The organism is Dolichospermum sp. UHCC 0406, from assembly GCF_009712025.1.
GTDB classification, from domain to species: Bacteria; Cyanobacteriota; Cyanobacteriia; order Cyanobacteriales; family Nostocaceae; genus Dolichospermum; species Dolichospermum lemmermannii.
Genome location: NZ_VILA01000031.1, coordinates 77,665 through 91,872, shown reverse-complemented (window position 1 = coordinate 91,872; position 14,208 = coordinate 77,665). Strand labels below are relative to the sequence as shown.

9 protein-coding genes and 1 pseudogene are annotated in these 14,208 nt (G+C 39.9%); 8 read left to right on the top strand and 2 right to left on the bottom strand.

Features of this window, described 5'->3' with window-relative positions:
• The 4 genes and pseudogenes from FJR09_RS23165 to FJR09_RS23150 all read left to right on the top strand — a co-directional run.
• Positions 1–644 (top strand): annotated as a pseudogene (locus FJR09_RS23165) (hypothetical protein); the annotation flags it as partial.
• Positions 645–820: 176 nt separating this feature from the next.
• Positions 821–1,279: a PaaI family thioesterase gene (locus tag FJR09_RS23160; protein ID WP_015081158.1), complete on the top strand. Its 459-nt coding sequence runs from the start codon at positions 821–823 to the stop codon at positions 1,277–1,279.
• Positions 1,280–1,461: 182 nt separating this feature from the next.
• A complete protein-coding gene (locus FJR09_RS23155) occupies positions 1,462–2,319 on the top strand; it encodes a cytochrome P450 (protein WP_041458111.1) in 858 nt (285 codons plus the stop codon).
• Between the two features lie 182 nt (positions 2,320–2,501).
• A complete protein-coding gene (locus FJR09_RS23150; protein ID WP_083881480.1) occupies positions 2,502–4,019 on the top strand; it encodes a DUF4114 domain-containing protein in 1,518 nt (505 codons plus the stop codon).
• 131 nt (positions 4,020–4,150) lie between these two features.
• Here the strand turns inward: FJR09_RS23150 and FJR09_RS23145 are convergent, their stop codons facing one another.
• Both FJR09_RS23145 and rimO read right to left on the bottom strand, forming a co-directional pair.
• The gene (locus FJR09_RS23145) at positions 4,151–5,716 is read right to left on the bottom strand and encodes a DEAD/DEAH box helicase (RefSeq protein ID WP_168652409.1); all 1,566 of its coding nucleotides are present in this window, start codon (positions 5,714–5,716) and stop codon (positions 4,151–4,153) included.
• Positions 5,717–5,781: 65 nt separating this feature from the next.
• On the bottom strand, positions 5,782–7,137 hold the full coding sequence (gene rimO / locus FJR09_RS23140; RefSeq protein WP_168652408.1) for a 30S ribosomal protein S12 methylthiotransferase RimO: 1,356 nt from the start codon (positions 7,135–7,137) through the stop codon (positions 5,782–5,784).
• 1,078 nt (positions 7,138–8,215) lie between these two features.
• Here rimO and btpA point away from each other — a divergent pair.
• From btpA to FJR09_RS23120, 4 genes are all read left to right on the top strand, one after another.
• Positions 8,216–9,028, top strand: coding sequence for a photosystem I biogenesis protein BtpA (btpA, locus tag FJR09_RS23135; RefSeq protein WP_015081161.1), 813 nt, complete (start codon positions 8,216–8,218; stop codon positions 9,026–9,028).
• 289 nt (positions 9,029–9,317) lie between these two features.
• The gene (locus FJR09_RS23130; RefSeq protein ID WP_168652410.1) at positions 9,318–10,307 is read left to right on the top strand and encodes a vitamin K epoxide reductase family protein; all 990 of its coding nucleotides are present in this window, start codon (positions 9,318–9,320) and stop codon (positions 10,305–10,307) included.
• 346 nt (positions 10,308–10,653) lie between these two features.
• Positions 10,654–13,272, top strand: a complete 2,619-nt coding sequence (gene clpB / locus FJR09_RS23125) for an ATP-dependent chaperone ClpB (RefSeq protein WP_168652407.1) — start codon at positions 10,654–10,656, stop codon at positions 13,270–13,272.
• A 200-nt stretch (positions 13,273–13,472) separates the two neighbouring features.
• Positions 13,473–14,045 (top strand): Uma2 family endonuclease, encoded by a 573-nt coding sequence (locus FJR09_RS23120; RefSeq protein WP_168652406.1) that lies wholly within the window; start codon positions 13,473–13,475, stop codon positions 14,043–14,045.
• Positions 14,046–14,208: the final 163 nt, after the last annotated feature.

Below are 14,208 nucleotides of genomic sequence, written 5' to 3'. Positions count from 1 at the left end.
AACTGAGTTTCTCAAATATATACTTAGAAGATTTCCTTTTTTCATCTTTGCTATTTATGTATCAAATAAACTTCCTTTTTTTCGCTTTTTATGAATATTTTTTTTCGCTTGTGAGAAATCCGGGCTATGTAGCTCAAATTCTAGAGCAGTCTTCAGTCACAGAAGTAACTGAAGTATTCCAAACCGCAGAAATAGATAATAGCCATCCTGAATATAAACCACTTTCTGGGATGAGGAAATGGATTAGATACGGGTGGTATCCGTCCATCGATATCATCAGTTTAATTGGTGGAATTGCCGCGATCGCTTCTTTGCGGAATCAAGGCATTAGTCTGGTTGACTTGGGAATTTTGCTTTTCATGTTTAACTTCGTTGGTTTGGGCGGAGAAGCAGGAATGCACAGACTGTTTGCCCATAAAAGCTATAAAGTAGCTAAACCCCTACGCATTCTGCTGGCACTAGCTGGCTCAATGGCAGGTGAAGCGCCCATCATTGAGTATGTAGCTTATCATCGTTGCCATCACATCTATGCCGATAATGAGGGCGATCTCCATTCCCCACATTACATTCAGGCTAACAAACCTTGGGCTAGGCTCAGAAATGTCTGGCACGCTTTTTTCTGGTTCTGCTCTGCTGAATATTGATTGGTGGCAAATTGATCCGAGTGGTTCATTTATTAGCTTACTTGAGAAGCTTGGCTGGGCTTGGAATATCAAGCGGCCAACTCCTGATCAAGTAAAAGCAAAAAGATTTAATCCCGGAATCGGTAGCTGAGTTGTTTCTAGAAAGTGATTGGAAGATATGAGGATTTTATTGATTTATGGATGTTACCAGCAAAATTGAAAAACTAAATAAACCTATTGCCAAAATCAGAACTCCCGCTGATCTGGTTTCTTTACAAGAAAAAATTCAGACATCTCCCTTTACGGTTTGGATGAACGTAGAAATCACTGCTTGTGAAGATGGCTTTGTGGAATTAATTGTCTCGATGCGAGAGGAATTAAAACAGCATAATGGTTTTACCCACGGAGCTGTAATTGGTTTTTTAATTGATAGTGCCTGTTGTTGGGCCGCAGCTTCTAAGGTAGGAGATGTAGTTACTGCCGAATACAAGCTGAACTTTATTGCCCCTGCCGTTGGCGAAAAATTAATTGCTCGAGGTTATGTCATTAAATCGACTTTTAGCCAAGTCATCACCCGGGCTGATGTGTTTTCTGTTAACGGGACTAAAGAAACCCTTGTTTCTACTGGTTTAGCCACTGTAACTCCCTATGGTTGAATCCCAGAAAACAATAATCTCCGGTTAAGTTGAGGCAAAATCCTTCAAATTTCCCACACTGATTTAATCTGGCAAATCATTAGTAGGACTTTCCGAAATATAATCTGCTTACAGAAAAAATGGTAGAACGTAAATTTTAACGCCTACCATTTGTCTACCATCTTTAATGGACAAAAGAGAATATGTCAAACTTAAATTCTTCTGAAATAGATTACGATTTATTCGCTCCAGAGTTTCTGTTCAATTCCTATCCATTATACAAACTAATCCGCTCGAAAGACCCTGTTTATTATTACAAAAAAGGGGGGTTTTGGTATTTAACTAGATATAAAGATGTAGAAGCTAGCTATCAAGATACCCGATTGAGTTCTGATCGAAGTTCTTTATTCGTCCAACAGTTAGAAGGTGTAGATTTGAACACTATTCAGAACTTTAGATTTCTGATGGGGAATATGATGGTAGAAAAAGATCCACCCCACCATACCCAATTACGTAAAATCTCTCTTCCGGGATTTCTACCACGAGCTTTAGAAAATTGGCGTTCGATAATTCAAGAAACAACTGATAATTTACTGGATATTCCCAATGGTATAAATGCGCTTCTAAATCACCCACATGAATTACGGCGACTCAAAGAAAATCCCGAACTAATTGATTCTGCCATAGAAGAAATGATTCGTTTTGATGCCGCTGCCACACATTCCTTGCGAGTTGCCAAAGAAAATCTGACTATTGGTGGCAAGGAAATCTCAGCAGGTAGTGTTGTTGCATTAGGAATTGCGGCGGCTAATCACGATCCAGAAAAATTTGAGAATCCAGAAGTTTTCAACATCACACGCTCACCCAATGAACATTTGGGTTTCGGTAAGGGTATTCACTTTTGTTTAGGGTCAGTTTTAGCTCGTATGGAATTAAAAATTTGCTTTTCTACATTGCTTAAAAGAATGCCAAATTTAATGTTTGACCCTAATTACACCCCTGTTGTCAAACGTAATAGTTTAGCGTTTAAGGGTTTTGAATCATTACGAGTAAAATTCTGAAAATCATATTTTTCCCAAGACTTTTAGTAAATTTAGCCTTTGTAAATTTGTCAATTTGAGTCCTCAAAAGTAATACTTTTTCATCAAGTAGAAGTGCTGTATATCTAATGCTGTGCAGTGGTTTTAACCTGGGATTCAGGTGAGATCCTTTGCTAAAACCTAAGTTTAATTCAGAGGTTATTATGCCCGCAAACAAAATTATCAAACAGACTGTTGCTGAGTTTTATGGAACATTTGATTCAGTTAATTTACCGCTTGGCGGTAGACAACTCACCACTGGGGTTATTTCCGTAATTCAGAACCCCGATGTACCAAGTGTAATCACGTTCAATACGAACACCAATCAAACTATTTTTGATCTCAACTTTTTACTTGATTTTCCACTCTTGAGTGTTTTGGGACTACAACCCATCCCAACTTCTATCTATGAAACAGGTTCATATCAAGTGAATGGACAAGATTTAATAGCTAATGTAACAGGTGTAGGTACATCCGCAGGTTCTTCTCCTTTTGCAGGAACAAAGACTTTCCCCGTAGTCCAATGGAAAGTCACTAGTCCATTAGATACCTCTGTTTTCCTTGGAGAGATTGAATCAGAAGTTGTAACAATTGTTCCCCCTTCTGGTGAGCAGGTTCAAACTAAAGGCACTGGTAAAGCCATAGTTACCATCAAGCTTTCAAAAATTGCGGATGATGTCTTTAAAATCTCGAATAGCAGTGGCAAATCAAAAATTAAGGTTACTCTAACAGAAAGAAGTTCTAATCTTGTCAATGAACTGGGAGTATTCACCGTTGATGATGCTCAAGGTAAAATTAATGGTATCGCTCCAGGAACAGCAGGTTACGCCCAAGCGGCTTTAGAGCGATTTAAGGTAATTTTCTCTACTATTGCTAATCTCCCCAATGGGTTTAATACCGATAATTTGACACATTTGTTGGAATTTAATTCCGGTGATAACTTGAGATTTTATTTGGTGAAAAATAGTACAACTGATGCTGTAAAGGCTGGAGTAACTCCATTTACAGACATACTATTTTCAGATTCTTTAACCCAAAAGATTACAGATTTGGGGAATGATGACTTTTCCCTAGCTTGGAAAGATGGTTCTGGAAATAATGCGACTGACTTTAATAATCTAGTAGTGAAATTTAGTCCCACAAATGATTCCTTACCTTTAGGTACAAATCTCCAAGGAAAACCCCAAGGAGAAGTGATTGATTTACGGGGTATTACAAGTCAGGTAAAAGCTGATTTTGTGGTCAACAGAGAAGCAGCTTTCAATAATTTTATCGGCTTCTATCAAGTAACTGATGAAAATGGTGGTATTGACTCCAATGGAGATGGTAAAGCCGATATTTTCGCTGGACAACCTGGTTATGTTGAAGCGGCAGTTCGTGGGCGTGTTGCAGGTATTGACTTAACAGTTAATAACCAAGGTACAGCGACTTACACAGGAACTTTCCAACCAGGTTCTATCTTTGTCCCATTTATTATTGTTAATGATAGACCTGATGCTTTACTTGATAGCAATCCCAATAATAATCCAGCAGTTTACTTCCCCTTCTTGGGAGCTAATGCTGATAAAGTAGATCACATTCGCTTGTTAGGGAATAACGTCTTTGGCTTTGAGGATTTACCAAACGGTGGTGACAAAGATTTCAATGACGTGATTCTTCGAGTCAATATGAATATTGTTTAGTGATGTAGAAAGCAGGTAGGGGTTTAGCAATGCTAAACCCCTACATTTATACTCAGAATTGGGATATTTTTTGAGTTGGAAGTCCCTTATTTACTGGCTGAGTACCGTGATGCACTCATAACAAATCCCATCTATTCTCTACCCGTAGGTAAACCTAACTTGTGATTGCTAGGAGTAGAAGAGGGTTCATTGTAGGCTATTTTTAACTTTGGTTTAGCACTACCGCCACTGCCACCGCTGCTACGTCTTTCATCGTTACCTCTACCTTCTTTTGACCAAGAGGAACGGCCACCGCGACCACCACCAGAACTACGTTCCCGTTCTCCACCATCACCACGTTTGTTAATTCTGGGTTTGGGAGTTGGGCTTTCGTCTACGGGCAGGTCTACTCCTGATATTAACCAAGCAGGACGGGTTTGATCGTAAGCGATTTGTAAAGCAGCCGCAGCGATCGCATGAGCATCATATTCCTCAATCATTTCGCTGATAATCGGCAAGAAGGAAGCTAACCGTTCCCCAGCTAAAGCTTCTGCTACTTGTCCTCTTAACTTCTGGATATGTTGGGCTTCAATCTGCGCCTTGGTAGGAATAGAGAGAATTTGCCAAGTTTGACGGTTATGGCGTTCAAATGCCTGTTGTTTGCGGCGTTCAAAAGATTGTACTAAAGAAATTGCCGTTCCTTCTTTTCCAGCCCGACCAGTCCGACCAATGCGGTGAACATAGGTTTCTACGCTATCAGGTAAATCAAAGTTGATTACATGAGAAAGTTGGTCAACGTCCAACCCACGCGCTGCAATATCAGTAGCGACAACCCAACGAACTTGACGGTTACGGAAACGGATTAATAGGCGTTCCCGTGCTTGTTGAGACAAGTCACCATGATATTCATCCACACTATGACCAGCAGATTGCAATTGACTGGTTAATTCTGCCGCTGTACGCCGGGTGCGAACAAAGATTAAAGCTGTTTCTGGATCTTCCATTTCCAGAATTGGTTGTAAAGCTTTAGCTTTTGTCCAATGACGAGGAATCATGTAAGCCACTTGATTGATTTTATTCGGTGCGGCTTTGGGTTGTTCAACGGTGACAGTCACCGGTGAGTTCAAAAATTTATTTACCAACATCCGAATTGATGGTGGCATTGTCGCGGAAAATAATGCTGTTTGGCGTTCATTGGGGGCTTGGGAAAGAATTCTTTCCACATCGTCAATGAAGCCCATACTTAACATTTCATCAGCTTCATCTAAGACAAACCATTTGACTTGATCTAGCTTCAAGTTACCACGATCTAGTAAGTCTATGACCCGTCCTGGTGTCCCGACAACGATTTGCGCCCCACGTCTGAGTTGCATAATTTGACGATCAATTGATTGACCACCATAAATAGCCGCTGCTTTCAAGTAACTGTTACCAATAAATTGGGAAACAGCCGCATGAACTTGAATTGCTAATTCACGAGTTGGGGTTAAAACTATTGCTTGTACAGCTTTGAGGTTCTCATCTAACCGCTCTAAAATTGGTAGAGAAAAAGCTGCGGTTTTACCTGTTCCTGTTTGCGATTGACCAACTACATCCCGACCATTTAATAGTTGAGGAATTGCTTGGGTTTGAATATTTGTAGGTTCAGTAAAACCCATGCCTTCTAACAATGTAGCCCGTTCTGGGGAAATGCCTAATTCTTGAAATGATAAATTCATTAACGCTCCTAGATTTGATTGTAAATTTGGGACTGGTAAACCGATACTTATTTGTAAATTAAGTCTTATACAACAGCAGATAGCAGATGGGAAGATAATCTATCACTATTGATAACTTGACCATAGAGGTCATAGGCATCGGCACTTTGAATTGCTACTTTGACGATGGTTCCTAGCCTAGCCTCTCCTTTAACATAGACTTGACCATCAACTTCGGGAGAAAATCTGCCGGAACGACCGATTAATTCTCCACCTTGGGGATTTTCCTGTTCAATCAGGACATCAACTATCTTGCCGACTTCCTGTTGATTTTTCTGGAAAGAAATTGGCTGTTGTAATTCCATTAGGCGATTACGGCGTTCCGTCATCACTGCCGCTGGAATTTGATTGGGTAGATTGTAGGCAGGAGTTCCTTCTTCTGGTGAGAAAGTAAAAACACCAACATGATCAAATTTATGTCGTTGGGTAAACTCTAATAAATGTTGAAAATGCTCTTGAGTTTCTCCAGGAAAACCAACTATAAATGTGGTTCTGAACACTGCTGATGGTAGGGCAATTTTCAGCCGTTCCATAATCCCATCATTGATCTGTCCTTGCCAGGGACGATTCATAGCCCGGAGAATTTCTGGATGGGAATGTTGCAGTGGCAAGTCCAAATATGGCAAAACGTTGGCAGTTTCTTGAATAGCCGCAATCACATCCGCTGTTAATCCGGTGGGATAGGCGTAGTGCATCCTAATCCAAGGTATATCTACTTTGCCTAATGCCCGCAGCAATTCGGCTAATTTGGGTTTGCCGTAAATATCTAAGCCGTAATTGGTGGTGATTTGGGAAATGAGAATTATTTCTTTGACACCTTGACTTGCCAGTTGTTGGGCTTCGGCAACTATTGATTCAATGGTACGCGATCGCTGATTTCCTCGTAAATGGGGAATAATGCAAAATGCACACCGATAATCACAGCCTTCTGCCACTCGCAGGTAAGCTACTCCTTCGGTGGTTGTCCGATAACGGGGTGTGGTTTCGTCGGCTATATAAGTGGGTTCAGCAGTAATTTCTTTAACTCGCTCTCCCCGCTCTGCTCGCTCGATCACATCCACAATTTTGTGATAATCACCTGTCCCTACTACCGCTACTGCTTCTGGCAATTCTTCCAATAATTGTTCTTGAAAGTGTTGCGCCATGCAGCCAGTAATCACGATTTTTTTCTTGGCTTCCGCTAGTTCTACTAGGGTTTTTACTGATTCTTGTCGAGCCGCTTCGATAAAACTACAGGTATTGACAATTACGTAATCTGCTAATTCTTCGTTACTATCTACACCATAGCCTGCATTTACTAGCAGCCCTAGCATATGTTCTGTATCAATTCGATTTTTCTCGCAGCCCAGGTGAGAAATGGCAATCGTTGGCTTTTCACCCATATTTTCAATAAGTCTTCCGTTTTTCCTTGTTAATTAACATTTAAGCATTGGGTCGGGAATAAATACAGCAGATCACAAGTAAACAAATCAATACGGGTTTAGCAGTGCTAAAGCTCTACCTAATAACTCACTCGGTGAATTTTGCTATAATTTCCACCCAACTACCCGCCACTAATTACCAGATTTAACCTATATAACTAGCAACTTTAACTAGTAAAAGCCAAATTACAGCCTTCATCTATCATGTTGATAGAGGCTAGTCCATGATACTTCTACTAATTTGTTTCCCAGGGTAATCTTAAGTGTCTTTGGGTAAGTTTGACACTCATAATATTTTTAACAATTCGCTTAAGTTGTTAATTTACCCGTTGGGAAGCCGACCAAGAGGTCTGTTGTGAGAAGCCGCTACCCAACTGGGGAAATCGCACTGGCGACTACGCCTATCAAGCAGTAATGCTACTCGGACATTTGGAATTAAATGCCGGGAAGCTGCCTTACATCTTGTGAGTGGCAAACTCCTCTTGTTATCAGATTCTATCTTAACATATCTTATGGAAGGTTGAAATTTAATTTCCATCTTGAGGAGGAGGCAACAACCTGACCATAAAAAAACTGGTGAGGATCTACGCTCCAAATTCGTGAAATTTTTACTGCCACCTGCTATATCTAGTTTAGACAAGGAAATAGATAATTGGTGAAATTACTATTTCTGATCTGTTTCGGTGTTCCCGAAAGCAATTTATATTAGTACAAGAAGACATCCGGCGGCAATGCCCAGGGAATCTACATTTTTTTGTTTGATTCTCACTGTCTATTTTTTATTGCTGCCATTTTGTTACCCCCTCGTCTGGAGAGTGGGGATAGGCAACGACTCCAGACTGTGACCGAAAAGACGGGACACAAGCCCCGTCCTTCCAGGACGGCTTTATGTTAAAATTTGGTCATAGTCGCCATAGGGCATTGGGAGACTTTAAACGGACATGGAGGGACGATAAGACCACTTGTGGCGGGTTCTGGCGAAGTGTCAAGAATCACCGCACCTTCAGGTCGGTGAGTATGTCAAAAATAAATTAAAGCCGTGGATTTACATCAGTTATTTAAAACCCGAACACCAATTATTGGCGTAGTACATCTGCTACCTCTTCCGACTTCAGCCCGTTGGGGAGGTAGTCTCAAAGCAGTGATTGACCGTGCCGAACAAGAAGCCACAGCCCTTGCTAGTGGAGGGGTAAATGGGATAATCGTTGAGAATTTTTTCGATGCCCCTTTTACCAAAAATCAAGTTGATCCAGCCGTTGTCAGTGCGATGACTGTGGTTGTTCAACGCATCCAAAATTTAGTCACTGTGCCTATAGGGTTAAATGTGTTACGTAATGATGGCAGGAGTGCGATCGCTATTGCTAGTTGCGTTAATGCCCAGTTTGTCAGAATTAATGTTCTCACGGGTGTGATGGCAACTGACCAAGGATTAATTGAGGGGGAAGCTCATCAATTACTGCGATATCGGCGAGAATTAGGATCTGATGTGAAAATTTTTGCTGATGTTTTGGTAAAACACGCTCGTCCTTTAAGTTCTCCTCATCTCACTGTTGCTGTTAAGGATACTATTGAACGAGGTTTGGCTGATGCGGTAATTTTATCTGGTTGGGCTACGGGTAGTCCTCCTGACCAAGAGGATTTGGAACTGGCTAGTAATGCTGCCGCTGGGACTCCTGTTTTTATTGGTAGTGGTGCAAGTTGGGAAAATGTGGGGACGCTACTACAAGCAGCAGACGGGGTGATTGTTTCTAGTTCTCTGAAACGTTATGGTCAAATTCAGCAACCGATAGATCCGATTCGCGTCAGTCAATTTGTCGAAGCTGCCCGCAGACCTCTATTGTCTAAACTATGATTCTTTTGATTTGCTTGATTAGAAATTGTCTAAACTATGATTCTTTTGATTTGCTTGATTAGAAATTGTCTAAACTATGATTCTTTTGATTTGCTTGATTAGAAATTGTCTAAACTATGATTCTTTTGATTTCAGTGATTAGAAATTGTCTAAACTATGATTCTTTTGATTTCAGTGATTAGAAATTGTCTAAACTATGATTCTTTTGATTTCAGTGATTTAGATGATTATGAGGATCTTTAGACTCTCTTCCCCAGTTCCCAGTTCCCAGTCCCCAATCACCAATATTATGATTCGTCGTCGTTCTACTCCTTGGATTCATAAATGGTCACGTCCGGCGATCGCAACCATCGCTGGATTTGGTATCCTGAATACAGGTTATCTCACTTTTGAAAAGCTGACCGGCAGCACTCCGGTTTGTACTACAGCAGAAAATGTTAAGGGTTGTGTGGATGTCCTTTCTAGTCCTTGGGCTACGGTTTTAGGTCAACCATTACCTTTATTTGGTTTGTTGGCATACATTGGGATGTTGATACTGGCTTTAGCTCCCTTAGCCTTGAACACAGGGGAAAATCACAAAGGTCAGAAACAACTGGAAAATTTGACTTGGTGGTTGCTGTTTGTAGGAGCGATCGCTATGTCAGTTTTTAGTGGATACTTAATGTATGTCCTAGCATTTCAACTCAAAGCTATTTGTCCTTACTGTATTGCCTCTGCCTTATTTGCATTAACTATGTTAGTGCTAACTGTTATAGGTAAGGATTGGGAAGATATTGGACAACTTTTATTTACGGCTTTGATTGTGGCAATGGTAACGCTAATTGGGACTTTAGGCGTTTATTCTCAAGTCAGCCCATCAGGTAATATTACTGAATCAACTGATGGTAAACCCACAGCAATTACCTTTACTCCTAAAGAACAACCAAATCCTCAATTTGGCTGGGAAATTACCACTAAATCTGGTGAAGCGGAGATCGCTTTAGCTCAACATCTTGTTAAAGTTGGTGCTAAGGAATATGTAGCTTATTGGTGTCCACACTGTCACGAACAGAAGCTACTTTTTGGCAAAGAAGCTTATACAATAATTAGTGAAAGTTCTACAGTAGAATGTGCTGGTGATAGTCCCAAAGGTAAACCAGAATTATGTAAAGCTGCAAAAATCGAAGGTTTCCCAAGTTGGGTTATTAATGGTAAAATCTATAGCGGAGTGCAGACTCTAGAGGAATTAGGAAAGATCACTGGTTATACAGGTCCGAAAAACTTTAAATATTTCCGCTAGAGATCAGACTACATCCAAAAAATCAATAATTAAGCATCGAGTGTGGGAGTTTAGCACAATGCTAAACCCCTACTAAGTATTTACGTAAAATTTAGATTAGATATTAATTATTGTATTTAAATAAATATACGGTTTTGGCTACTTATTCATGTTTGACATTAATTTTAAATTAAAGCCTGTCGCCCAGATGTAAGTCACAGTAAGTTTTATAGAACGGAATACAGCAACAGTTATCTGAGATTGGGCAATAATACTACATTTTAAAGACGTGAAGACCGATCTAGCTATTCCGCCAAATATTTTTACAATGATCGTATTAGACAGTAGTTTGTTATTCTAAAAGTTTATGCAGCCGACCAACCCTGATCAATTTACAGAAAAAGCCTGGGAAGCGATCGCTCATACACCCGATGTCGCTAAACAGTATCAGCAACAGCAGCTAGAAAGTGAACATCTGATGAAAGGGTTGCTGGAACAGGAAGGACTGGCCAGCGCGATTTTCACTAAGGCTGGCACAAATTTGCAAAAAGTTCGAGATCGCACCGAGCAATTTATCCAACGTCAACCCAAAGTATCGGGGACTAGTGCTTCTGTTTATTTAGGACGCAGCTTAGATACATTATTAGATCGGGCAGAAAAATATCGTCAAGAATTTAAAGACGAATTTATTTCTATTGAACATTTGCTGTTAGCTTACGCCAAAGATGATCGGTTTGGCAAGAGTTTACTGCAAGAATTTGGTTTAGATGAAAGCAAACTCAAAAATATTATTAAAGAAATTCGGGGGAAACAAAAAGTGACTGACCAAAATCCAGAAGGTAAATATCAATCACTGGAGAAGTATGGACGTGATCTCACAGAAGCCGCCCGCAAAGGTCAATTAGACCCCGTAATCGGTCGTGATGATGAAATTAGACGGACAGTACAAATTCTCTCCCGCAGAACCAAAAATAACCCGGTTTTAATTGGTGAACCTGGTGTGGGGAAAACGGCAATTGCGGAAGGTTTGGCACAGCGCATTGTAGCGGGTGATGTTCCCCAATCTCTCAAAGATCGTAAACTCATTAGTTTAGATATGGGGGCTTTAATTGCGGGAGCAAAATTCCGAGGTGAATTTGAAGAACGTCTCAAAGCCGTATTAAAAGAAGTCACCGAATCTGGTGGGAATATTGTATTGTTTATTGATGAAATTCATACCGTTGTCGGTGCAGGTGCAAGCCAAGGAGCTATGGATGCGGGAAATTTATTAAAACCAATGTTAGCACGAGGTGAATTACGCTGTATTGGGGCGACGACTTTGGATGAATACCGCAAATATTTGGAAAAAGATGCCGCTTTAGAAAGACGCTTTCAACAAGTTTATGTAGATCAGCCCAACGTTCAAGATACAATTTCCATTTTACGCGGTTTGAAAGAACGTTATGAAGTCCATCACGGGGTGAGAATTTCTGATAGTTCTCTCGTCGCTGCGGCCACTCTCTCTAATCGTTATATTAGCGATCGCTTTCTCCCTGACAAAGCTATTGATTTAGTAGACGAAGCCGCTGCTAGACTGAAGATGGAGATTACCTCCAAACCCGAAGAACTAGACGAAATAGACAGAAAAATCCTCCAATTGGAAATGGAAAAACTTTCCTTACAAAAAGAAAGTGATCTCGCTTCCCGTGAACGGTTAGAAAGATTAGAAAAAGAACTCGCTGACCTCAAAGAAGATCAAAGAACCCTTAGCACACAATGGCAATCCGAAAAAGGGATTATCACCAAAATTCAATCAATTAAAGAAGAAATTGACCGAGTTAATTTAGAAATTCAACAAACCGAAAGAGACTACGATCTTAACCGGGCTGCGGAATTAAAATATGGCAAATTAACAGACTTACATCGGCAATTACAAGCCGTAGAAACTGAACTTTCCCAAACTCAAAAAACCGGAAAATCACTATTACGCGAAGAAGTTACAGAAGCCGATATTGCCGAAATCATTTCTAAATGGACAGGCATTCCCCTGAATAAATTAGTCGAATCAGAAAAAGAAAAACTCCTGCATTTAGAAGATGAATTACATCACCGGGTTGTCGGTCAACATGAAGCCGTTACTGCTGTCGCAGATGCCATTCAACGTTCTCGCGCTGGACTTTCTGACCCAAACCGTCCCATTGCGAGTTTTGTCTTTCTCGGTCCAACTGGTGTCGGTAAAACCGAACTAGCGAAAGCCCTAGCTGCTTATATGTTTGATACAGAGGAAGCTTTGGTGCGGATTGATATGTCCGAATATATGGACAAACATAATGTTTCCCGTTTAATTGGTGCGCCTCCTGGCTATGTCGGTTATGAAGAAGGAGGACAATTAACCGAAGCCATTCGTCGTCGTCCCTACGCGGTGATTTTATTTGACGAAATCGAAAAAGCCCACCCCGACGTATTTAATATTTTCCTGCAAATCCTTGATGATGGTAGGGTGACAGATGCCCAAGGTCGCACAGTAGACTTTAAAAATAGTATTATCATCATGACCAGTAACATCGGTTCTCAATATATCCTAGATATATCTGGAGATGATACTCGTTACGATGAAATGCGTAATCGTGTGATGGAAGCAATGCGAAGTAGTTTCCGTCCAGAGTTCTTAAACCGTCTGGATGAATTGATTATTTTCCACAGTTTACAAAAATCGGAATTGCGGAATATTGTTCAGTTACAAGTAGATAGATTAAAACAAAGATTAATTGACCGGAAAATATCTTTGAAATTATCCAGTTCTGCCCTTGACTTTTTAGCAGAAGTAGGGTATGATCCCGTTTTTGGGGCAAGACCATTAAAACGAGCAATTCAAAGAGAATTAGAAACCCAAATAGCCAAAGCCATTTTACGCGGTGATTTCAGCGACGGTGACACCATTTTTGTAGATGTCCAAAATGAGCGTCTTTCCTTTAATCGCTTACCCGCAGAGGTGTTTACGGGTTAGATTTGAGAGTCCCTTCAAGCCTTCAAGCCAGGGAATAAATTCCCTGTCTAAAAGCTAAAGTCGGTTAAAACCGACTACTTTGGCATAAAATAAATAGGATGATTTTTGATTTTGAGTTAACCAGAGTGGATTTTAATGTACTTTAGCTAAATTGGTAAAGACTTGACAATAATTTGAGAATTATTAAAAAAGGAAAAATTATGCAATCTCCTCTTTACTTTTTCACTGTCGAAGAATATCTAGAATTAGAACAATCTAGCGATATTCGTCATGAATATTTTGCAGGTGAAGTCTTTGCTATGGCTGGAGGTAGTAAAGAACATAATATAATTACTCTCAATATTGCTAGTAGACTACGTTCTCAGTTACGGGGTAGTTCCTGTAATGTTTTCATGTCTGACATGAAAGTGAAAATAAATTTAGCCAATGATAATAAAACTATCTTTTACTATCCTGATGTGATTGTTAGTTGCGACACTGAAGATCAAGACCGTTATTTTTTAAATTATCCTTGTTTAATTATCGAAGTGCTATCACCAAGTACAGAAACTATAGATAGACGGGAAAAACTGGTAAATTATCGCAGTTTAGCAAGTTTGAAAGAATATGTTTTAATTTCTCAAAATGAAGTCAAGGTAGAAGTTTATCGTCAAGATGAAAAAGGAAATTGGACTATACAAATTTTGATTAATCGTGATGATAAATTACATTTAGATTCCGTTGGTTTGATTCTAGAAATGGCAGAAATATATGAAGATATTATCAATATTTAATTGTTTAATTTAGTTAGAGAAAAAATAGCAGATAGATTAAATAGACCACAATTCAGACAGAAACTTCTAATGAAGAAAATATCCCAACCTGTAGTACAAACGTAGGGGTTTAGCACTGCTAATAGGTGTCAACTTAAGTTAAAAATGGCTTATCTGTTTGCTT